The 20270-nt window shown below is 41.5% G+C and carries 22 protein-coding genes; 7 read left to right on the top strand and 15 right to left on the bottom strand.

Annotated features, from left to right (window positions below):
- Window positions 1-2: 2 nt before the first annotated feature.
- Window positions 3-3365 (bottom strand): SusC/RagA family TonB-linked outer membrane protein, encoded by a 3363-nt coding sequence (locus tag ABIB50_RS24445; RefSeq protein ID WP_429384158.1) that lies wholly within the window; start codon window positions 3363-3365, stop codon window positions 3-5.
- Between the two features lie 311 nt (window positions 3366-3676).
- On the opposite strand from ABIB50_RS24445, the gene accD reads away from it, so the two are divergent.
- Complete coding sequence (gene accD, locus ABIB50_RS24440; RefSeq protein ID WP_429384157.1) at window positions 3677-4522, top strand: acetyl-CoA carboxylase, carboxyltransferase subunit beta; 846 nt, start codon at window positions 3677-3679, stop codon at window positions 4520-4522.
- Between the two features lie 74 nt (window positions 4523-4596).
- On the opposite strand, the gene ABIB50_RS24435 is transcribed toward accD, so the two are convergent.
- The 4 genes from ABIB50_RS24435 to glmM all read right to left on the bottom strand — a co-directional run bounded on the left by ABIB50_RS24435 (window position 4597) and on the right by glmM (window position 7858).
- Complete coding sequence (locus ABIB50_RS24435; protein ID WP_429384155.1) at window positions 4597-4773, bottom strand: hypothetical protein; 177 nt, start codon at window positions 4771-4773, stop codon at window positions 4597-4599.
- Window positions 4774-4842: 69 nt separating this feature from the next.
- Window positions 4843-5103: a hypothetical protein gene (locus ABIB50_RS24430; RefSeq protein ID WP_429384152.1), complete on the bottom strand. Its 261-nt coding sequence runs from the start codon at window positions 5101-5103 to the stop codon at window positions 4843-4845.
- 80 nt (window positions 5104-5183) lie between these two features.
- The gene (locus ABIB50_RS24425) at window positions 5184-6320 is read right to left on the bottom strand and encodes a cysteine desulfurase family protein (protein ID WP_429384151.1); all 1137 of its coding nucleotides are present in this window, start codon (window positions 6318-6320) and stop codon (window positions 5184-5186) included.
- A 149-nt stretch (window positions 6321-6469) separates the two neighbouring features.
- A complete protein-coding gene (gene glmM, locus ABIB50_RS24420) occupies window positions 6470-7858 on the bottom strand; it encodes a phosphoglucosamine mutase (protein ID WP_429384149.1) in 1389 nt (462 codons plus the stop codon).
- 160 nt (window positions 7859-8018) lie between these two features.
- Here glmM and ABIB50_RS24415 point away from each other — a divergent pair, with 160 nt between their 5' ends.
- The 3 genes from ABIB50_RS24415 to ABIB50_RS24405 all read left to right on the top strand — a co-directional run bounded on the left by ABIB50_RS24415 (window position 8019) and on the right by ABIB50_RS24405 (window position 10271).
- Window positions 8019-8588: a phosphatase PAP2 family protein gene (locus tag ABIB50_RS24415; protein ID WP_429384147.1), complete on the top strand. Its 570-nt coding sequence runs from the start codon at window positions 8019-8021 to the stop codon at window positions 8586-8588.
- A gap of 89 nt (window positions 8589-8677) precedes the next feature.
- On the top strand, window positions 8678-9034 hold the full coding sequence (locus tag ABIB50_RS24410; protein WP_429384145.1) for a YciI family protein: 357 nt from the start codon (window positions 8678-8680) through the stop codon (window positions 9032-9034).
- A 10-nt stretch (window positions 9035-9044) separates the two neighbouring features.
- Entirely contained in the window at window positions 9045-10271 is a 1227-nt protein-coding gene (locus ABIB50_RS24405) for an RNA polymerase sigma factor (RefSeq protein ID WP_429384143.1), read from the top strand.
- A 311-nt stretch (window positions 10272-10582) separates the two neighbouring features.
- On the opposite strand, the gene ABIB50_RS24400 is transcribed toward ABIB50_RS24405, so the two are convergent.
- The 9 genes from ABIB50_RS24400 to ABIB50_RS24360 form a co-directional block, all read right to left on the bottom strand.
- Window positions 10583-11032 (bottom strand): MarR family winged helix-turn-helix transcriptional regulator, encoded by a 450-nt coding sequence (locus tag ABIB50_RS24400; protein ID WP_429384141.1) that lies wholly within the window; start codon window positions 11030-11032, stop codon window positions 10583-10585.
- Window positions 11033-11060: 28 nt separating this feature from the next.
- The gene (locus ABIB50_RS24395) at window positions 11061-11219 is read right to left on the bottom strand and encodes a DUF5522 domain-containing protein (protein ID WP_429384140.1); all 159 of its coding nucleotides are present in this window, start codon (window positions 11217-11219) and stop codon (window positions 11061-11063) included.
- 6 nt (window positions 11220-11225) lie between these two features.
- Complete coding sequence (locus tag ABIB50_RS24390) at window positions 11226-12167, bottom strand: MBL fold metallo-hydrolase (protein WP_429384138.1); 942 nt, start codon at window positions 12165-12167, stop codon at window positions 11226-11228.
- Window positions 12168-12250: 83 nt separating this feature from the next.
- Window positions 12251-12865, bottom strand: coding sequence for a dephospho-CoA kinase (gene coaE, locus ABIB50_RS24385; RefSeq protein WP_429384136.1), 615 nt, complete (start codon window positions 12863-12865; stop codon window positions 12251-12253).
- Entirely contained in the window at window positions 12865-13812 is a 948-nt protein-coding gene (locus ABIB50_RS24380) for a CdaR family protein (protein WP_429384133.1), read from the bottom strand. The genes coaE and ABIB50_RS24380 overlap by 1 nt, the downstream gene beginning before the upstream one ends.
- Window positions 13813-13927: 115 nt before the next feature.
- Window positions 13928-14248 (bottom strand): preprotein translocase subunit YajC, encoded by a 321-nt coding sequence (yajC, locus tag ABIB50_RS24375; RefSeq protein ID WP_429384131.1) that lies wholly within the window; start codon window positions 14246-14248, stop codon window positions 13928-13930.
- 10 nt (window positions 14249-14258) lie between these two features.
- On the bottom strand, window positions 14259-14666 hold the full coding sequence (locus ABIB50_RS24370; protein WP_429384129.1) for a DUF1573 domain-containing protein: 408 nt from the start codon (window positions 14664-14666) through the stop codon (window positions 14259-14261).
- A 5-nt stretch (window positions 14667-14671) separates the two neighbouring features.
- On the bottom strand, window positions 14672-15619 hold the full coding sequence (gene nusB / locus ABIB50_RS24365; protein ID WP_429384127.1) for a transcription antitermination factor NusB: 948 nt from the start codon (window positions 15617-15619) through the stop codon (window positions 14672-14674).
- A 43-nt stretch (window positions 15620-15662) separates the two neighbouring features.
- The gene (locus tag ABIB50_RS24360; protein ID WP_429384125.1) at window positions 15663-16745 is read right to left on the bottom strand and encodes a Glu/Leu/Phe/Val family dehydrogenase; all 1083 of its coding nucleotides are present in this window, start codon (window positions 16743-16745) and stop codon (window positions 15663-15665) included.
- Window positions 16746-16874: 129 nt separating this feature from the next.
- Here ABIB50_RS24360 and ABIB50_RS24355 point away from each other — a divergent pair, with 129 nt between their 5' ends.
- The 3 genes from ABIB50_RS24355 (at window position 16875) to ABIB50_RS24345 (ending at window position 19653) form a co-directional block, all read left to right on the top strand.
- Window positions 16875-17375, top strand: a complete 501-nt coding sequence (locus ABIB50_RS24355) for a GNAT family N-acetyltransferase (protein ID WP_429384123.1) — start codon at window positions 16875-16877, stop codon at window positions 17373-17375.
- Between the two features lie 27 nt (window positions 17376-17402).
- Window positions 17403-19187, top strand: a complete 1785-nt coding sequence (locus ABIB50_RS24350) for an ABC transporter ATP-binding protein (protein WP_429384121.1) — start codon at window positions 17403-17405, stop codon at window positions 19185-19187.
- A gap of 130 nt (window positions 19188-19317) precedes the next feature.
- A complete protein-coding gene (locus ABIB50_RS24345) occupies window positions 19318-19653 on the top strand; it encodes a DUF3276 family protein (RefSeq protein ID WP_429384119.1) in 336 nt (111 codons plus the stop codon).
- Between the two features lie 75 nt (window positions 19654-19728).
- On the opposite strand, the gene ABIB50_RS24340 is transcribed toward ABIB50_RS24345, so the two are convergent.
- Window positions 19729-20226, bottom strand: a complete 498-nt coding sequence (locus ABIB50_RS24340) for a DUF5362 family protein (RefSeq protein WP_429384117.1) — start codon at window positions 20224-20226, stop codon at window positions 19729-19731.
- Window positions 20227-20270 lie beyond the last annotated feature (44 nt).

Below are 20270 nucleotides of genomic sequence, written 5' to 3'. Positions count from 1 at the left end.
GATTAGAATTTCAATGAAGCACCAAACGTATATTGTCTTGGGCGCGGATAACCTCCCGGATCAAAACCAACAGTACTCTCAGGATTCTGCCCTTTGTAGGCAGTGATATAGCCCAGATTAGTACCGCTAACAAACAGGGTTAACCCTGTTGATTTGATCTTGCTTAAAAGCTTCTTCGAAAAATCATAGCTTAAGTAAAGTTCCCTAAAGGCCAGGAAATCGCCTTTGCTTATCATGCTTGATACGTCAGATGCATATGCGCTGCCTGTGCCCACATCGGCAGCGGCCTGCCTTACATAGTTCTTTTGACCAACATCAGCATCACCGAAGGAGAAGCGGGCATATTTTTTACCCACATCACCCGGTTTTTGCCAGATATCATTGCCCAATGCTTCAATTGGTGCGCCCTCGTTATAGGCCCTTGCCTGCCCTAACGCCCGGGCCAGGTTACCATTTGATATTACGTTACCCAAAGAAAAATCGACATTGAAGCGCAGCGTAAATGCTTTGTAGCTGAATGTATTTTGCATACCGCCGACAACATCTGGTGTTTTATAACCCATAAACCTTAAGTCTTTGCTATCAATTACACCATCGTTGTTAACGTCTTCAAACTGGTAATCGCCGGCTTTTTTACCAATAGCCAGGCCACCTGTTGTTGATGCCTGGTCTTTATGTGTTGCGCTCCAGGCAGCGGCTTCTGCATCGGTAGAGAAAACTTTAACTACCTGCCATGCATAATACCCGTATGGACGCTCGCCTTCAGCAAAACCGCCAACTTCAATATCTTTGCCTGTATTTGGGTCGGCAATTACGCCACCACCCTGCCTGTTTTTAAGGCGCCCATTATTTGGCAGCGATATTATTTTCTGCATGTTATGAGCGTAAGAAAAAGTGGTATTCCACCTAAAGTTCTTGCCGCGCAGTATGCTTGCCTGCAACTCTATCTCGATACCTCGGTTTTGTAAAGAGCCGTTATTAAACACGATAGACGAGAAAGGTGCTTCGGCCGGCAGTGGTTTTGAGTCGATCCTATCCCTGGTTAAACGGTTATAATAACCAACGGTCAGGTTTACACGGTCATTAAAAAAGCCTGCATCCAGTGCTACGTCTGTTGTCTGCGTAGTTTCCCATTTTAAGTTAGGGTTTGCCAGGTTAGCACGTTGGATACCTGATAACTGGTCGTAAACAACAGCAGTATAACCACCGTAAGTATCGGTATACAATAAATCGCTTAGGCCTACCTGGCCTATACCGCTGCGTAGTTTAAGCGAGCTTACTATGTTCGGGTTTACTTTCCAGAAATTTTCCTTATAAATATTCCAGCCTAATGACACCGACGGGAAAGTTCCATACCTGTTGGCCGGTGCAAAGTTTGAAAAACCATCGCGCCTTATTGTGGCATTAACCAGGTATTTAGCTTTATAATCATAACTAAACTGGCTAAAAAAACTGACAGACTTACTTTCTGACAACGAAGTCCCAAAACTGGTTACGTTGGTTACTGTAACACCGTTAACGGTTGTTAAAGCAGGCTCGCTTATAGTGGTAATGTAATCATTTGTGCCTCTTTGCGAACCAATATCTATTGTATTACGGTTGGTATGCGTATAGTTAAAACCACCTAATATCATAAAATGATGATCATCTTTTAACGTATAATCATATTGCAATACCTGGTCTATCATCAGTTGGCGGCTATTGTCTTGATTTTCGGTCTTTAACCTGCTTTGAGCAAATTGGATAGGGTCCGGAAATGCTTTACGAGAAAATATCGTTTTGCCATCGCTTAACACATAAGATACTGCCGGCCTGAAATGTAAACCTTTTACGATGTTCCAGTCAAGGTCAAACTTAGATACCACTCTTTCAGTCGAGATATCATTGTTATCATATGCCAGGGTATGGAAGCGGTTACGCACGGTAAGCAGCTCGCCTGTAGTTGGCGTACCGTCATCTTTAAATAACCTTATTAACGGCGTAATGCGTGTTGCCCTTACAATATCATTAGTATAACCATCAACATAGTTTGGCAGAATGTTTTGGTAGTTTACCATAGCGTTTACCTGCACATTATTACTGGCTTTAAAGCTAAAATTGCCTAACGCGCTGTAGCGTTTGTAGTTGGTACCCACAAACGTACCTTGCTGGTTAACATGGTTAAATGATACATTATAGCTTGAAACATCGCTGCCGCCATCAATACCAAAATTATAGTTATTGGTGGTACCGGTATTCCATAAAAGCTCCTGGTAATGGTTATCAGCAAACAATAGTTTTGAGCCTGGATTAGTGGGATCATCCATTGTTTCCCATCCATGGGCTAAAAGATTGTTTACGTATGGCTGGCCCTCGATATTCACAATATTATCATACAAAGCCGTGGTATATATTGCATTACCATATTGCCCTTTGGCGGTATACACCTTTGTACCTGCCGAAAAACCGGCATTATTCAAAAAAGCGTTCTTATCTAACGGATCGGAAGTGTTTTTTATGGTAGTACGTGCTAACGCGATGTACTGCGCTGCCGACATATACTTTTCCATACCCATCGGAACCTCGCGGTTAGTGCGATAGTTAAAAGTTATATTAGCCTTGCCTGATCCAAATTTACCGCTTTTTGTTTTTACGACTATTACGCCATTGGCACCACGGGCACCGTAAATGGCGGTAGAAGCAGCATCTTTCATTACCTGTAACGATTCTATATCATCGGGATTAAGGTCGTTCAACGTGCGGAAAACACCATCAATAACCACCAGCGGGCTTGACGCGTCTGAGTTAAGGTAAGGGTTACCATTGGCATTACCTGTACCCTGGCCATACACGTTTGCCTTGGTACCGCCGCGGATAATAATATTAACCGGTGCCGAACCAGGCTGACCGTTGTTTAATGGTATGGACACACCGGCAATTTTACCCTGTAGAGCAGCCAGCGGGCTTGGGTTTGCCGTATTGATCAATTGTTTTTGATCAAGCCTTGAAATGGCCGCCACGTTTTTATCCCGCGTTTGTGTTGAATATCCCACCACCACAACTTCCTGCAATGATTTTTCATTAACATACAGCGTTACCTTTATATTGGCGTTGCCGTTAAGCGCTACCTCGCTGTTATCATACCCGATGTATGAAAACACCAGGGTTGAAGTTGCTGATGGTACATTTAGGGTAAATTTCCCATTCACATCTGTAACCGTGCCTGTAGTTGTGCCTTTTACCAGTACACTTACACCCGGCAGGGTTTCGTTCTTGGCTCCGTCGGTAACTACGCCGGAGACGGTAAACGCATTTGATTGCGCGTTTACTTTACCAATGGCAAAACACATTGCCAGCAGTAATAAATAAAAAACTTTTTTTCTCATAGTGTGTTTTTTAGTAGTTATGTACTACATAAATTAAACAGGTGTTAATTAGGTTAATAAAAATGATTCGGTTAAAAAGTATTAATTGGTTTATTGCCGGCAAGAGTAGCCGATAAACAAATGTAAATATTAAGATATTATGTAGTACATAAAAACTTAATATTTTTTCAATATTTTTCCACACTGGTTATTAGTTGGTTTATCCTGAAAGTAAAAACATAATAAAATGGGGGCGCAATTTTTAAATTGAAAGCGCAAACCATTACGATCTTTTTTCGTTTCTTTGCATATTGAAAGAGCTAGACATAGATATGGCGTGGTTTAAACGTGAAATAAAAGGGATAATTACGACTACTGAGGAGAAGAAGGAAGCCCCCGATGGGATCTGGAACAAATGCCCTCAATGTAAAAAACCTTTGCATTACTCAGAGCAGGTTGAAAATCAATACGTTTGTCATTATTGCGGGTTCCACCTGCGGATAGGATCAAAAGAATACTTCTCTGTTTTATTTGATAATAACGAGTTTACTGAACTGTTTGCCGACCTGACATCAGGCGACCCGTTAAACTTTACCGATACTAAAAAATATACCGAGCGCCTGGTTGAAACCCAGTTTAAAACAGGTTTAAAGGATGCTATACGCGCCGCTGTCGGTAAAATTGACGGGCAGGACCTGGTAATTGCCTGTATGGACTTTAATTTTATTGGCGGTTCAATGGGATCAGTAGTCGGCGAAAAGATCGCACGATCTATTGATTATTGTATAGCTAACCAGGTACCATTTCTGATGATATCAAAATCAGGCGGTGCAAGGATGATGGAAGCAGCCTTCTCTTTAATGCAGATGGCTAAAACATCAGCCAAGCTGGCTTTACTATCGCAAGCTAAAATACCTTATATATCTTTATTGACTGACCCTACCACGGGAGGTGTTACCGCATCATACGCTATGTTGGGCGATATTAATATTGCCGAACCCGGTGCATTAATAGGCTTTGCCGGCCCGCGGGTTATTAAGGAAACTATAAAGAAAGACCTTCCTAAAGGTTTCCAAACTGCAGAGTTTGTACAAGAGCACGGTTTCCTTGACTTTATTGTCGACCGCCGCGAGATGAAGGATGAATTGGCAGCATTTTTAAAGATGATGAAGAATTAATAATATCCTTCGGGATATAGATAACAAAAAGGGATGAACGTAATGTTCATCCCTTTTTTGTTTATACCTACCTACTAAATCACTCCTGGCCTTGCGCCGTCAATTGGCGGCATATCTTTTATATACGTACCTTTTTTGTCGGTTGTGTTTTTTGTTTGAGATTGATTAACCTGCTGTGGTCTTTCGGTTTTCTCGGGCTCATTATTACTACTGTTAGTATTATTAACCCTATTTTGATTGTTAGTTTTCATAGCTTTAGTTTTAAGTGAAAAAGGCCACCTGTTAAGATACCCCTTTCGATGTAAATCGAACTATTACTTTTACAAGCTTTCGGTACCCGGCTCATGCCCTACCATTCGGCCGGTCGTACGGCCATGCGGTCGGCTTTCAAAGTCTACCTTGCCTGGCCCTACTGTCGGGAAATCTTTATGATTTGGTGGAGTAACGTCAGCATTATTGCTGTCTTGTTGTTGCTGCTCGCGGTGTGCTGCAACACCTGAACCTTCTTGTTCTGACTGGTGTCTTTCAGGTCTTTCTTCTGGACGGTTACCGTTTCCGGAATTTTGATTCTTAGTTTCCATAGGTTTTATTATTTAGTAGTAATAATAAAACCCCGAAAACCGTGCCAGTATTTTGTTAGAAGAAATTTAGTTGCACAGAATTAAACATTCACCGCAAAAAGATCACGCACTTTGTTCACTACAAAGTCTATCTCGTCTTTTGTATTATATTTTGAGAATGAGAACCTTACAGATGGCCTGGTACTGCTTGCGCCAATACCAGTAAGTACGTGCGACCCAATGTCCGTACCCGAACTACAGGCGCTACCGCCTGAAGCAGAAATACCCGCAATATCAAGATTAAACAATAACATATCGGCCATGTCTGTTTCGGGGAACGAAACGTTTAGTACAGTATACAGGCTTTTATCTTCGCCGGTCTCGCCGTTAAACTTAATGCCAGGGATAGCCTCGATCAATTGATCTTTCATGTAAGATTTTAAACCCTGGATATGTTGACGGTGCTGCTCCATATCGGCATAAGCCATTTCAAGCGCTTTGGCTAAGCCTGCTATGCCGTAAACATTTTCGGTACCGCCGCGCATATTACGCTCCTGTGCCCCGCCATAAATAAACGGTTTGATTTTTATTTTATGGTTAATGTGCAAAAATCCAACGCCCTTAGGCCCATGGAATTTATGAGCCGCGCAAACCAGGAAATGCACTTTTAGCTTACCCAGGTCATGCGGGAAATGCCCCATGGTTTGTACGGTGTCGCAATGGAAAATGGCATTGTATTGTTCGCAAAGCTCGCCTACCCTCTCAATGTCAGTAAGGGTACCAATCTCGTTATTGGCATGCATCAGGGATACAAAGCTGCGCTGGTTATCCTGTAATAGTTGCTCTAAATGGGCGTAGTCTACATTGCCTTTATCATCAACATTAACAAAGCTTAGCTTAATGATGCCTGCTTTTTCCATAGCCTCAAGCGTATGTACAACCGCGTGATGCTCTATATGGGTAGTGATAGCGTGGGTAATGTTATTATCAACAATACCACAGCGTATAGCGGTGTTATCGGCTTCGGTGCCGCTGCTGGTAAAAAATATTTCGGCCGGCGAGGCGTGCAACAGGTTAGCAATGGTTTTACGCGCTTTTTCAATCAGCGACCTTGCTTCCCTGCCATGCGCGTGTATTGACGACGGATTGCCATAAGTGCTTTCCATCGCGTTACACATAACTTTAATTACTTCTGCATCCAACGGCGTTGTAGCAGCATTATCAAGGTATACCCTCATCAGTTAATTATGAATTGCTGAATTATTTAATTAATGATTTAGCGGTCATTAACCCACATTCAGCTTACTTGTAAATCAGTTAATTATAGCAATACTTCTTATTAATGAATTGAACCAATCAATAATTGATTAATTCAATAACTCAACAATTAGCTAAGTTTTAATATGTCTTTTATATCAGCAATGATCTTATTAGCTAAGTTATTAGCTACCGTTTCAGAATCACCCTCAGAATATATGCGGATAATTGGCTCGGTATTAGAACGGCGCAAATGTACCCATTGTTTATCAAATTCTATTTTCAGCCCGTCTATTGTTGAATGTGGCTGATCTTTGTATTTATCCTCAACCTTTAATAACAACGCGTCAATATCCATCTCTGGGGTAAGCGTTATTTTGTTTTTAGATATAAAATAGCCTGGATATGAAGCACGCAGGTGCGATATCGGTTTGCCATATTTAGCCAGGTGTGTTAAAAACAAAGCTATCCCGGCTAAAGCATCACGGCCATAATGTAATTCGGGATAGATTACCCCGCCATTACCTTCGCCGCCTATTACCGCACCCACTTCTTTCATTTTGTTAACCACGTTAACCTCGCCTACCGCAGCAGCGTGGTATTCGCCGCCCGCTTGCTCGGTAACATCACGCAGGGCGCGGGTTGATGACAGGTTGGATACCGTATTACCTTTATTGTTTTTTAAGATATAGTCAGCAACGGCAACCAGCGTATATTCCTCGCCAAACATATTGCCATCCTCGCAAACAAAGCAAAGGCGGTCAACATCCGGGTCAACAGCTATACCCAAATCAGCACGATTACTTGTAACTTCTTGTGAAAGTGCAATCAGGTTCTCAGGCAATGGCTCCGGGTTATGCGCAAACTCGCCATCGGGCTCACAAAACAGTTTATATACCGTTTTAACACCTAATTGCGCCAGCAAAGCCGGCACAAATATGCCACCGGTAGAGTTTACACAATCTATTACAATTTTAAAATCAGCTTTGGCAATAGCGTCAACATCAACCAACGGCAAGGCCAGTATCTGGTCGATGTGTTTTTGCAGGTAGCTATCGTCAAATATTACTTTACCCAATGCGCTAACATCAGCATAAGTAAAATTACTGCTTTCAGCTATCTCTAAAACTTCTTTACCGTCGGCATCGTTAATAAATTCGCCATCGGCATTTAGCAGCTTAAGGGCGTTCCATTGTTTTGGATTATGGCTGGCGGTAAGAATGATACCACCGGCGGCTTTTTCTAAAGGCACAGCAATTTCAACCGTTGGCGTTGTTGACAGACCAATGTCAACTACATCAATACCCAAACCCATTAATGTACCGGTAACAATATTATTTACCATACTGCCCGATATGCGTGCATCGCGGCCTAAAACGATCTTTTTGATACCCGTTTTCTTAACAGCCCAGGCACCATAAGCCGATGTAAATTTTACGATATCCAATGGCGTTAAACCATCGCCCGCTGCACCACCAATGGTGCCGCGTATCCCCGAAATTGATTTTATTAAAGTCAAAATATTAGCTAATAATGAATGCGGCAAAAGTAAGGATATTAAGTGAACGTTTGATGAAATTGGCTGGCAATGTTGAAAATTATAAGATGCGATGACTAAACGTTTAGCAACGTTGGCGCTATAAAGATTGTTTCTATCTTTATAGCGCAATTAACAACAAATGCCAGATTACCTGCTGCAACTTGACCGGCACTTATTCCATTTCATCAATCACGATTTAAGTAATTCGTTTTTTGATGTATTAATGCCCGTTTTGCGTAATCCGTCAACGTGGATACCCGTTTATGTGTTTATATTTATTTTTTGCCTTTGGCGATATAAAAAACAGGGTGTAATAATAATTGTGTTATTGGCCCTTTGCTTTGGTGTTGCAGATTTTGGCAGTGCGTCCGTTATTAAATCAACATATCAACGGGTACGGCCCTGTAATGACCCGGCAATGGCATCAACCATTATAAGCCGGATAGCCTGCGGCACAGGTTATAGTTTTCCATCAGCCCATGCTTCTAACCATTTTGCTATCTCGGTTTTCTTAATCATGGTATTTTACAGGCGTTACAAATGGGTATTGCCCGCTGCTTTAATCTGGGCAGCGGCTATCAGCTTTGCGCAGGTGTATGTAGGTGTGCATTACCCCGTAGATGTAATTACAGGGGCCATATATGGTACTTTGGTTGGTTTGTTGTTTGGGTGGATATTTTGGAAGTATTGGCCAAAGTTTAAAGCTTAACTTTCTTTGTTTGCTTGTCCAATTGTATCGCTCTCATTTGATATACCGGTATAATTCAATTATCCGATAACATTTAAAACATCAGAAAAATGAAAGAGTACATGTTAATTTTCAGGCACCAGGACGGCAGCAAAATAGCATCGCCAGAGCAAATGCAACAATGGATGCAGCAAACTATGGATTGGCTTAACGGCCTTGCCGCTACAGGCAATTTCGAGGGCAAGGGTAATGGTTTATTATTTGACGATGCCAAAGTAGTGCATCACAATAAGGTGGTTACTAACGGCCCGTTTGGCGAAATAAAAGAAACGCTTGGTGGCTATGTAGTAGTTAAAGCCAACTCGATAGATGAGGCGGCCGAGTTTGCCAAAGGAAGCCCTGTTTTACAAGGCGAAGGCAACACTGTTGAGGTACGCCTGCTGGCTAAAGGCGATGGCGTGCATTGATAATGCCTAAATGGAACACAAGGAGATCATCCCCCATTTATTCAGGACAGAGTACCGGAAGATAGTTTCGGTGCTCTGTCGTCATTTTGGGTTTGACCAGATAGAAACAGCCGAGGACCTAACAAGCGATACCTTTGTTACCGCCGCGCAAACCTGGGGGATAAAAGGTTTACCGCCTAACCCAACTGCCTGGTTATATAGCGTAGCTAAAAACAAGGCAAAGAACTACCTGCAACGCAATATCTTGTTTGAAAGTAAGATCTCGCCCGAAATACAAAGCGCCTCGCCGCAGTTTGAACTAACAGAGATAGACCTGTCACCACAAAATATTAACGACAGCCAGTTGCAAATGATGTTTGCCATTTGCCATCCGGTTATAACGCCCGAGGCGCAGATAGGATTGTCGTTGCGGATCCTTTGCGGGTTTGGGATCGATGAGATTGCCGACGCCTTCTTATCCAACAAAGAAACCATCAACAAACGCTTATACCGCGCTAAAGAGAAACTGCGCGATGAAAAGATCAGCATAGCCATACCAAACGAACAGGAAATTGACCAGCGCCTCGCTCCTGTTTTAACAACCATTTACCTGTTGTTTAATGAAGGCTATTATTCAGAAAGCACCAATAAAATCTTGCGTAAGGACCTTTGCCTGGAAGCTATGCGCTTGTGCACCATGCTGGTTGAAAACAAGCAGACCAACAAACCTGCAGTTAACGCGCTGCTTGCTTTAATGTGTTTCCATGCCTCGCGGTTTGAGGCCAGGATAGACAAGAATGGAGAATCTGTTTTGTATGACGAGCAGGACACGGCCCTTTGGGACCCTGAACTTATAAGCAAGGGCGCTTACTTTTTAAACTGCGCTGCCAGTGGTACACAAATATCCAAATATCACCTTGAAGCAACCATTGCCTTTTGGCGTACCCAAAAGCCGGACACCCCTCAAAAATGGGAAGCGGTGTTAGATTTGTACGATAAATTGCTGGCGATGGCCTATACACCAATTGCGGCTCTGAACAGGGTTTACGTATTATCCAAAGTGGCGGGAAAAGAAACAGCGATTGTAGAAGCGGAACAATTAAACTTAATAGGTAATCAGTTTTACTTCACCTTATTAGGCGACTTGTATACCGGGATTGATGAGGAGCAAGCTGTAATTAATTTCAAACAGGCGCTGTCGCTTGCTAAATCGGATATGGATAAACAGGTTATTCAAAGGAAGATCGATAATATTTAAAGCTTATATGCGATGGGGTGATCCACTTTAAAATATGGATCACCTGGATCACCACTTTTATTTAACTATTTGAAAATAAAATGTTTAACTTTTTTAGTGGATCACTTTGGATCACTCTTATTCGTCAGTAATTTTTAAGTATAATTCCATCTAACTTACTGATAATAAAATGATTGAAAATTGGCATATTTTATGCCATTCTTTTGGGAATGGATCACCCCTGTGGATCACGCCTAAGAATCTTAGGTATTAGTAACATTATGTAGTGTTGGTTAGTACCAAGAGCCATAGCCTCGGCAAATATTCAAGTCTTATCCCCTTAGCTTATCCAGCAAATCGCTTAATTGCCCGGCCTCTTCTGGTGTAAGGTTATTCTTTATAAAATCTTTGGTTTTAAATTCGGTATCCATGATAGCCAGGGTTTCCAGGCCTTTTTCGCTGATGCGGATGTCAACGGCGCGGCGGTCCTTATTATTGGTGCAGCGGGTTATCATTTCTTTTTGTACCAGGCGGTCAACAATGCGCGATGCATCGCTCATTTTGTCTATCATGCGCTCTTTAAGCAGGTTAACGGTAGCCGGCTTTGGGTACTGCCCTCTTAATATGCGCAGGATGTTAAACTGCTGCTGGGTTAAATTATGCTTTTCGAAATGGCAGTTAAAGGTATTTTTTAACCAGCCATCAGTATACGCAATATTGATAACTACCTTTTGGTAGTTATCCTCAAACTTTGAACTTTGTATTTCGTCATCTATTCGCATAGCGATATTTTAATGGGATACAAATATCTTATTTTTTATCTGATTTAATATCTTCTTCATTTTTTCCGAAATTCCAGGGGCAATGCTTGCATCCGTTTTCACAGCAATAACCGCGTTTAAGGTGGTAAACCTCAGTTAATACATACAATCCGTCTTTATTAATATAATAGTCTTCACCCTCTTTCATTGCCTGTTAATTAAGCAATTTAACCAAAATATCCTTACCTAAATGGGCCTTAAGGTAATTTCCATTACCATGCAAGGTCCATATTTGTTTTGGTTTAACCATATCAATAGCCTGTAAAATATCGTTCCAGTCCACGTGGTCTGATATAAACAGCGTGTCCTCTTTATTCACCTGCAAATTTTTCCAGCCCGAGGCAAACAGCCTTTTTACACCTGTTGCCCGTATATAACTGTTAAATGTAAAAGGTGGTACAATATATACAAACTCTTCCTGCATTTTCATCATTTTACGGCCGTACAGCTGGTATTTGCCTAATATCATGCCTGCCCGCTCGTAAATATGGTTAATGGGCATTATTTTATGGTGTATAAGCACTTTTTTTTGCGGGGCGTATTCATTTATCATGTGCACCAAACGCTGGCTCTTACCCAGCCCATAGGCCCCTAAAAGGATATTGCTTTTTATTCCGTTCAGCTTTTTTATTTCCTCAACCGGATCGGGATGGATGATCTTCGGATCGGCAAATGTAGTTTCAGTTATCAGCACATCGGCATTAACCCATTCAATAGGTTCGCAGGTGGCATCGGGCTGGATCTTGTAATCGCCGGTATATAAATAGCTTGCACCTTCATACTCCATCAGCACCATTGCCGAACCCAGCATATGGCCCGCCGGCACAAAGGTAAGCTTAACATCCTTAATCATAAAAGGTTGATGATACGCTGCTATATTAAACACCTGGGCAGCCGACCGGTGGTACCGCAAATGCATAAACTCTCGTGTTGGCTGGGTGCAGTAAACGTCTTTATTTCCGCTTATGGCATGGTCGGCATGTGCATGTGATATAACCGCGGTTTGTACCGGCTGTTGCGGATCAAGGTAAAAATCGCCGTATTTGCAGTAGATGCCGTTGGCGTTAATTGCGATAAAGTCGTCGAGTATGGTCATTAATTATAAAGGTTGTCATCCCGAGGCAAATGCCCCCTCTAAATCTCCCCCGGTAGGGGAGACTTTTTATAATAAAGCCCTCCCTACCGGGGAGGGTTGGGTGGGGCCGTTGCTAATTGTAAAAACTGTTCGTGTAAATCAAGCACCTGTGGTATTAATAGCCGGCTTTCATCATTTTCAATAACATAATCGGCCAGTTCACGCTTTTTAGCTTCAGTAAGCTGTTTAGCTTCGCGGGCCTCAACCTCGGCACGGGTGATCTTGTCTCGTTTGGTTACCCGTGCTATCCGCATATCAAGCGGTGCAGTAACCAGTATAGAATAATCGCACATTTTGTAGGATGTACTTTCAAAAAGTAACGCTGCTTCCTTTATTACATAAGGCGCATTTTTTATACCGGCTACCCAGGCATCAAACGCCCTGAAAACCGCGGGATGTGTTAAGGCGTTAAGCCTGGCCAGTTCTTTATCATCATTAAAAACAATATTGGCAATATGCTTGCGATTAAGGCTGCCATCGGCAAAATAAGCCTCATTGCCGAAGGTTCTTTTAATATCAGCAACCAATACCGCGTCGGCAATCATAATCTCTTTAGCGGCAGTATCGGCATAAAAAACCGGGATGCCCAAAACCTCGAACATTTTGCTGGCGGTGGTTTTACCGCTGCCTATATTGCCGGTGATCCCTATTTTAAGCATTATTTTTTTACGATGAAATCAACATTGCGCGGCTCTATATTCACCACTTTGCAAAACGCGGGCACCCGGGTAATTTTAACCGGCAACGCGCTGTAGCCGTATACGCGCCATAAGTTCAAATCGGCTTGTGCTTCAAAAAGCTCATCAGTCATATCATTATAGCGGTTTAATGATGTGGTAAAAGTTACTTTAACTTTTTGAGGGAACACTTTAACATTAAAAAAATCGACATTACCCATTAGCTTAACAGGAAGTTCGACAGTTTTTTCTGTAAACTCCTCGACAGGTATTTTTACTTGTACTGTTTTTGGATAGATGCCAACATTTCCCTCGGCCGATGGTGATAAATTAACTGCAGTTGTTATTTTTTCATTAATATTTTTAAGCACCAATGAATCTGTACGCCAGGTGGTAATCTTATCTATACGATTACTTGGGCCACTTATTGTGACATAAGAAGGTTGAATTACAACATTGCCAGATTGCGAAAACTGATGTTGATATTGTATTGATCTTACCAGTGTTATAGGCACCCTGCGTACACTACGATTAGAAAAATCAAAATAAAGCGTATCCGGATTGAAAGCAATTATTTTCCTGTCGTCAGGCATGTCATTGTTTATAGTAGATAGTTGCGAACTAAGTACAATGAATGGCTGATATTCCAACCGTTGAAGGTCAACTTTAACAATTTTGTTTTCGTAGTTAATTTTTGAGAACAGCATTTTCCAGCCGCTGCCTTTTAAGGTAATGTTTACTGTATCCGTTTGTAATGAATGGAAAGCTCTTTTCTGGGGTGCGTTTCTATAGTTCACTACCGCCTTTACATTATAATTATAAGAGCTTGACAGAACCGTAACTATCCATGCGCAAAACGCCAGCAACAGGCACGTAACAATTGTAGATGCCCGCCTGCGTTCTGTAGTAGATAGTTTTAATATTGCCATTTTTTTATTTTAGCTAAAAGCTAAAAGCGGAAAGGTTAAAGCTACTATGCTCCCCTTTCCGCTTATTAAATTATTTATGCAAAAGCTTTAAGCCTTCTGCTTTCAGCTTTTCCGCTTATTTAGTTACTACCGGCGCATTTAATGCCTTCGATTCTTCTAAAGATATTGCTGATTTATTAAATCTAATTTTGCCACCGCCTTCAGTCTCAATTAAAAAAGTTGCGTCGGCAACCTCGGCAATTTTACCGTGTATACCTGCGGTAGTAACTACCTTGTCGCCTTTTTTCAAATCACCAACAAAGTTTTTTTGGTCTTTTTGCTTTTTAACCTGCGGGCGGATCATAAAGAAATAAAACACCACAATAATTAAACCGAATACGATCAATTGTCGTGGGTCAAAACCGCCTGCGGCCTGTAATAAAATAGTTGCTATCATTTTTTAATTTTTATTTTGTAAGTACTTCGCCAATTAAATGCACCATGCTTTCGGCCGGCTGGCTGTTTGATGTTATTTTTATTTGCTTATCCTGTAAGCCTGATTTACCCGCGCTGTTAAACGTTACGGCTATTGAGCCGGTATCGCCGGGCAATACCGGTGTTTTAGGCCAAACCGGCGTAGTACAGCCACAGCTTGCTACCGCGTTGGTAATTATTAAAGGCGATTGCCCTGTATTGGTAAACGCGAACCTGTGCGAAACAGACTCGCCCTGTTTTATTTTACCAAAGTCGAAGGCGTCTTTTGTAAACCTGATATCGGCACCATCAGTTGTAAACTGAATAGCTTTTTTGTTATTGGTTTGATTGCAGGCCATTAACGCGCCTGCCATTAATACAGCTAAAAAAACTTTTTTCATATTAATTATTCCATTAATCCCCTACCTGTTTTTTGAATTTTCTTATCGGCTTTTAACTCGGCCAAAATCTTGTCTAAGATACCGTTTATAAACGAATTACTTTTGGGCGTGCTAAACTCTTTCGAGATCTCCAGGTACTCATTTATAGTAACCTTAACCGGGATAGAATTGAAGTTAACAAATTCGGCAATGGCCATTTTCATTAACAGGGTATCCATCATAGCAATACGCTCGGGCTCCCAGTTTTGGGTTTTGGCAGCTATCAGCACTTGGTAATCGGCATCATAGCGTACGCTGGTATCTAATAGTTTAACAATAAACTCTTTATCTTCTTCCCAGTTACCGGTAACTTCGGCCAGCTTGTTTTTTACAGGCTCGTCAAAAGCGAAATTTTTGAATGTCTTGGCTATTAGGGCTTGTAAAACATCTTTATCTACCGGCCAAAAAATAAATTTCTCTTCAAATACCTGGTCGGCCAGGGTTGATTTCAGGATTATTTTTTTGAAGATGAATTTGATGATGTCTTTATCGGTCTGGATAGTATCGCCTGTTTTCGCAAGATATTCAGCATACTCAGGGGCGCTTTTTAAATTGGTAAATAAGGTTTTTACCAGTTCAGGCTCAAAGCTCCATTCAACCTTATATTTTTTTAATCCGGCTAAAAATTCCTTGTTCTCATTTAACGATAAGGTAAACCTGTTGGTAAGGATCTTTAAATTGGCGTTAAGGTCATCGGCAGTAGGCAGGTGTTTGTGTGCGCGCTCGGTTGCGTCCCTGTCTGCATAACCCACCACTTCTGAGATAAGCGATAGCATCCAGATATACATTTCATAGACTTCGTCTATGCTTCCTAATAAATTTTTTTCCTGCTGTTTGATATTACCCGCACCCGTTTGGTGATATGCGTATAATGACTGTAATACTTTTACCCGTAGGTGCCTTCTGTTTAACATGCTTGTAAGAACGATTTAGGAGTGATCCTGTTTGTGATTTTTATTAATAGCTGGATTTTACTTTGTTAATGTCTGTAATACGTTTTTCAACAATTTTGTTGGCCGCAAGTATGGTAGCAATGCTTTCGGCTTTAGAAAGTTTTAAAACAGTGCGAGTTGCCTCGTAAATATTTTCTGTTAGCTGTAATGAGCGTTTTTTACTAAAGCCCATTAACTCCGAATAGCAGTTAATAACGCCACCGGCATTAATAACGTAATCGGGTGCAAATATAATACCTTTATCCAGTAATAATTGCCCGTGTGCCTCTTCGTCCTCTAACTGGTTGTTTGCCGAGCCCGCTATAATGCTGCATTTAAGCTTATTTATGGTTTCGGTATTAATAGTACCACCCAAAGCGCAGGGCGAATAAATATCGGCATCTATATCAAAAATACTATTATTTGATATGGCCTCTGCCCCGTATTTTTTTGATACCTGGCGCGTGCGGTCCTCATTAATATCGCTTATATAAACTTTTACGTTCTCATCGCGCAGCAATTTTACCAGGTTTTCGCCCACATGGCCTATACCCTGTACAATTACCGATTTTCCGGTTAAACTATCTGTGCCAAAAACCTCTTTTACTGATGCCTTTATCCCCATAAAAACACCCATCGCCGCTATCGGGGCCGGGTCGCCGCTGCCACCTATAGTTTCAGGCAGGCCTGCAACATGGTCGGTTTCCATCTTTATGTACTCCATGTCGCGCGGATTGGTGCCTACATCTTCGCCGGCAATAAACTCGCCGTTAAGGTTTTTTACAAAGCGGCCAAATTTGCGCATCAGCGCCTCGGTTTTTTTGCGCGAATCGCCGATGATAACAGCGCTGCCCCCGCCTAAATTAAGGCCTGATATGGCAGCTTTATAGGTCATGCTGCGCGATAAGCGCAAAACATCCTTTAAAGCATCCTCCTCGCTTTTGTAGGCCCACATACGGATACCCCCTAAAGCCGGCCCAAGTACGGTATTATGGATTGCTATTATTGCTTTCAACCCGGTATCCGGGTCGCTACAGTAAACAACTTTTTTATGCCCGCAGTCTTCCAGCTGGCTAAAAATAGAATCGGTGGGTTTTTCGATCAACATGTACTGTTTTAAGGCGCAACAAAAGTAGTTTTTTTTTTAGTTAAGCAAAGGTTTTATGGATATAAAATAGAAATGTCAAATTCTGGCACCCTGCTTAACCAACACAAAAAATTCATTTACATTTGGTTTATGGCTGTCATCACTCAAACCGAGCGGTTAATTATCCGCGAATTTTTACCCGAAGAACTGGAAACCTATCTTAACCATTTTGTTGATGAAAGGGTGCTGCAATACATCCCCAAACGCAGCCGCGAAGAGCGCGTAACTATTTTCAACAATGCCTTAAATCAATACAGTGAGACCAAAACCAAAGGCATTTGGGGTATTTTTAGCAAAGCTGATGATAGCTTTATGGGCAGCTGCCTGCTGCGCCAGTTTGCCGGCGATGCGGATGTAATTGAATTGGGTTACAGCCTCAATCACGAACACTGGGGCAAGGGTATTGGATCTGAAATGGTTACGGCCATGGTTAGCTACGGTTTTATGGATAAATGTGTTAGCGAAATAGTAGCAGTTACCGAATTGGAAAACACAGGCTCTCAGCGCGTTTTAGAGAAAGCTGGTTTGAAGCGTGTGGATAATTTAATAAGGGATGGCCTGGAATTGGCGTACTTTAGGTTGCCGCGTTAACGCTATTTACTGTATTTTTGTTCATTAATGAAACATCTGGCTTACCTGAATAAATTCTTTATCAAATACAAATGGCACCTTATACCGGGCGTGCTGTTTGTTATTATAGCTAATATTTTCAGTATACTGCCCGCCCAGGTTATCCGTTTTGCGTTCGACCTGGTTACCGAAAACATTGGCACCTACCAGCTTTTTGCAGGTTTTGACAGGCAGGCCATGATCTATGATATTTTTGGATCAAGCCTACTGTTATTCGGGACGTTGGTTTTGGCGTTATCGCTGGCAAGCGGGTTGTTTACGTTTTTTATGCGGCAAACGCTGATTCTGATGTCGCGACATATTGAATATGATCTTAAAAACGAGATTTATAACCATTACCAGGTCTTATCATTAGCATTTTACCGGCGCCACAATACCGGCGATTTGATGAATCGCGCTACTGAAGATGTGAGCCGTGTGCGCATGTACCTGGGGCCCGGTATAATGTATACGCTCAATACAATAAGCCGGTTTATCCTGATCATTTACTTTATGCTAACAGTAAATGTGCGACTGGCTGTATTTTCGTTATTGCCCATGCCCATATTAGCGGCCATGATATATTATGTAAGTAATGTGATCAATTTCCGAAGCGAAAAAATACAGGAGCGATTATCGGTTCTTTCAAGCTTTGTTCAGGAAAACTTCTCTGGTATCCGCATCATGAAATCGTACGTCCGCGAGGGCTCGGTGCGACGGAAATTCGCCCTGGAAAGCGAAGATTATAAAACGCATTCTATGGGTCTGGTTAAGGTGCAGGCTTTATTTTACCCACTCATGCTGTTATTGATTGGCTTGAGTAATATTATCACGATATTTATTGGCGGCATGGAGGTAATGAAGGGCACCATTACGCCGGGCAATATAGCCGAATTTTTAGTATATCTTAACCTGCTTACCTTCCCGGTGATGGCTTTAGGTTGGGTAACCTCGATTATCCAACGCGCGGCGGCTTCACAAAAACGCATTAATGAGTTTTTAGATACCAGGCCGGAGATCCTGTCGCCTGATACACCTAAGCGCGTTATAAATGGCCGCATAGAATTTAAAAATGTATCCTTCATCTACCCTGATACCGGCATACAGGCTTTAAAGGATATATCGTTCACGGCAAATCCCGGCGAGATGGTGGCTATTATAGGGCGTACCGGCTCGGGCAAATCAACCATAGCCAATTTACTGTTGCGGATGTATGATACCACCGGCGGCGAGATCCTGATAGATAATGAGCCGGTGACGCAACTTAACCTGGAAGGCTACCGCTCACAAATAGGAGTTGTGCCGCAGGAAGTGTTTTTATTTTCGGACACCATTGCAAATAACATTGCCTTTAGCGCCGATGTTTTAAATATGCCGGTAGTTGAGCAAGCTGCTAAAGATGCTGCCGTGTATAATAACATTATGGAGCTTGAAAAGGGTTTTGAAACTTTAATTGGCGAACGCGGTGTAACCTTATCGGGCGGGCAAAAGCAGCGGGTGTCTATCGCGCGGGCCATTGTTAAGCATCCGCAGATATTGGTTTTTGATGATTGCCTGTCGGCGGTTGATACCCGGACAGAGGAAGAAATACTGCAAAACCTGGGGTATATTATGCAGGGTAAAACAAATATTATTATTGCACACCGCATATCAACCATAAAAAACGCCGATAAAATATTGGTGATAGATAACGGCGAAATTATTGAACAAGGTACCCACGATAAGCTGATGCAGCAAAAGGCTGTTTATTTTGAACTGTATGAAAAACAGTTACTTGAAGAGCAGGAAGCATAATTAAATTAATAAATTGGTAAGATTTATATATAAATGATTAAAAAAAGACAATAATATTTGTTTTAATACTTGCACTTTAAAAAATTATTTATATTTATGCCTAACAAAACTAAATTACAAAATACGAAGCATGGGAGATTTTGACAATAGAGAGCGCGAAGAGGTTTTTTCAAAGAAAGTCAGAGCGGGAAAAAGGACTTATTTTTTTGATGTAAAGGCAACACGATCAAACGATTACTATGTTACCATCACAGAAAGCAAAAAGAGATTAGAAGACGGCGTTTTTATTAAACACAAGATATTTTTATATAAAGAAGATTTTGAGAAATTTGTAGAAGGCCTTAACGGAACGATTGACTATATCAAAGAAAACCAGGAAGTTGTTGAAAAACGTTACGAACTAATTGAATCATCAGAAACAGCAAAAGCTACTACAGACGACGATTTTTCTTTTGAAAATTTATAACAGAAACCAAACTAAAACTTTATTATAAACCTAAAAGTAAAAGACCTGCCAGTTGGCAGGTCTTTTTTATGTATGTTAATATGAGGCCGGCCTAACCATTGAAAAACCTATAATGGCGCCAATAATAACAGCTACAATAATTAATACATAAAGTGATAATACAACAATTGTTGTTACACCACCTAACTTAAACAGCGATTTTAGTTTACCTAAGGATGTACTAACAGCATCAGCATCCTGGTATGATATACCTTCCTTTATCTTTGTGCCAAATTGGTGTAAATATCTTCCCACAAAAAAGTGGAAGACACCAATCAATATATAAAAAAAGCCCAGCCATCCACCTAAAAATCTGGGCATTGGCGATGCAGTTGGCAAACGAGATAAGAAGGACATGGCTGTAGTAAAAAACAATCCCAATAATACAACCAATGCTGCACTTATATACGCTACAACTCCTAAAAACCTGGCCCATTTGCCGCTTTCTAATAAAAAATCTTGTGCTTCTGGTAGTAATACTAACCCTTGTGGTTGTGATGGGGTGTGCGAATCAATAATTTCTGTTTCTTCCATTGTTTCAGATTTAAGTTTTTTAAAGATATAAACTATCTATACCA

Source organism: Mucilaginibacter sp. UYCu711 (genome assembly GCF_050433825.1).
GTDB lineage: Bacteria > Bacteroidota > Bacteroidia > Sphingobacteriales > Sphingobacteriaceae > Mucilaginibacter.
The sequence above is the reverse complement of the archived record's forward strand: the minus strand, read 5'-3'. Positions and strand labels throughout refer to the sequence as shown.

Coding starts and splice junctions, on each gene's coding strand:
- ABIB50_RS24445 (WP_429384158.1), bottom strand. CDS start 3,365: ATGAGAAAAAAAGTTTTTTATTTATTACTGCTGGCAATGTGTTTTGCC.
- accD (WP_429384157.1), top strand. CDS start 3,677: ATGGCGTGGTTTAAACGTGAAATAAAAGGGATAATTACGACTACTGAG.
- ABIB50_RS24435 (WP_429384155.1), bottom strand. CDS start 4,773: ATGAAAACTAACAATCAAAATAGGGTTAATAATACTAACAGTAGTAAT.
- ABIB50_RS24430 (WP_429384152.1), bottom strand. CDS start 5,103: ATGGAAACTAAGAATCAAAATTCCGGAAACGGTAACCGTCCAGAAGAA.
- ABIB50_RS24425 (WP_429384151.1), bottom strand. CDS start 6,320: ATGAGGGTATACCTTGATAATGCTGCTACAACGCCGTTGGATGCAGAA.
- ABIB50_RS24415 (WP_429384147.1), top strand. CDS start 8,019: ATGCCAGATTACCTGCTGCAACTTGACCGGCACTTATTCCATTTCATC.
- ABIB50_RS24410 (WP_429384145.1), top strand. CDS start 8,678: ATGAAAGAGTACATGTTAATTTTCAGGCACCAGGACGGCAGCAAAATA.
- ABIB50_RS24405 (WP_429384143.1), top strand. CDS start 9,045: ATGGAACACAAGGAGATCATCCCCCATTTATTCAGGACAGAGTACCGG.
- ABIB50_RS24400 (WP_429384141.1), bottom strand. CDS start 11,032: ATGCGAATAGATGACGAAATACAAAGTTCAAAGTTTGAGGATAACTAC.
- ABIB50_RS24395 (WP_429384140.1), bottom strand. CDS start 11,219: ATGAAAGAGGGTGAAGACTATTATATTAATAAAGACGGATTGTATGTA.
- ABIB50_RS24390 (WP_429384138.1), bottom strand. CDS start 12,167: ATGACCATACTCGACGACTTTATCGCAATTAACGCCAACGGCATCTAC.
- coaE (WP_429384136.1), bottom strand. CDS start 12,865: ATGCTTAAAATAGGGATCACCGGCAATATAGGCAGCGGTAAAACCACC.
- ABIB50_RS24380 (WP_429384133.1), bottom strand. CDS start 13,812: ATGGCAATATTAAAACTATCTACTACAGAACGCAGGCGGGCATCTACA.
- yajC (WP_429384131.1), bottom strand. CDS start 14,248: ATGATAGCAACTATTTTATTACAGGCCGCAGGCGGTTTTGACCCACGA.
- ABIB50_RS24370 (WP_429384129.1), bottom strand. CDS start 14,666: ATGAAAAAAGTTTTTTTAGCTGTATTAATGGCAGGCGCGTTAATGGCC.
- nusB (WP_429384127.1), bottom strand. CDS start 15,619: ATGTTAAACAGAAGGCACCTACGGGTAAAAGTATTACAGTCATTATAC.
- ABIB50_RS24360 (WP_429384125.1), bottom strand. CDS start 16,745: ATGTTGATCGAAAAACCCACCGATTCTATTTTTAGCCAGCTGGAAGAC.
- ABIB50_RS24355 (WP_429384123.1), top strand. CDS start 16,875: ATGGCTGTCATCACTCAAACCGAGCGGTTAATTATCCGCGAATTTTTA.
- ABIB50_RS24350 (WP_429384121.1), top strand. CDS start 17,403: ATGAAACATCTGGCTTACCTGAATAAATTCTTTATCAAATACAAATGG.
- ABIB50_RS24345 (WP_429384119.1), top strand. CDS start 19,318: ATGGGAGATTTTGACAATAGAGAGCGCGAAGAGGTTTTTTCAAAGAAA.
- ABIB50_RS24340 (WP_429384117.1), bottom strand. CDS start 20,226: ATGGAAGAAACAGAAATTATTGATTCGCACACCCCATCACAACCACAA.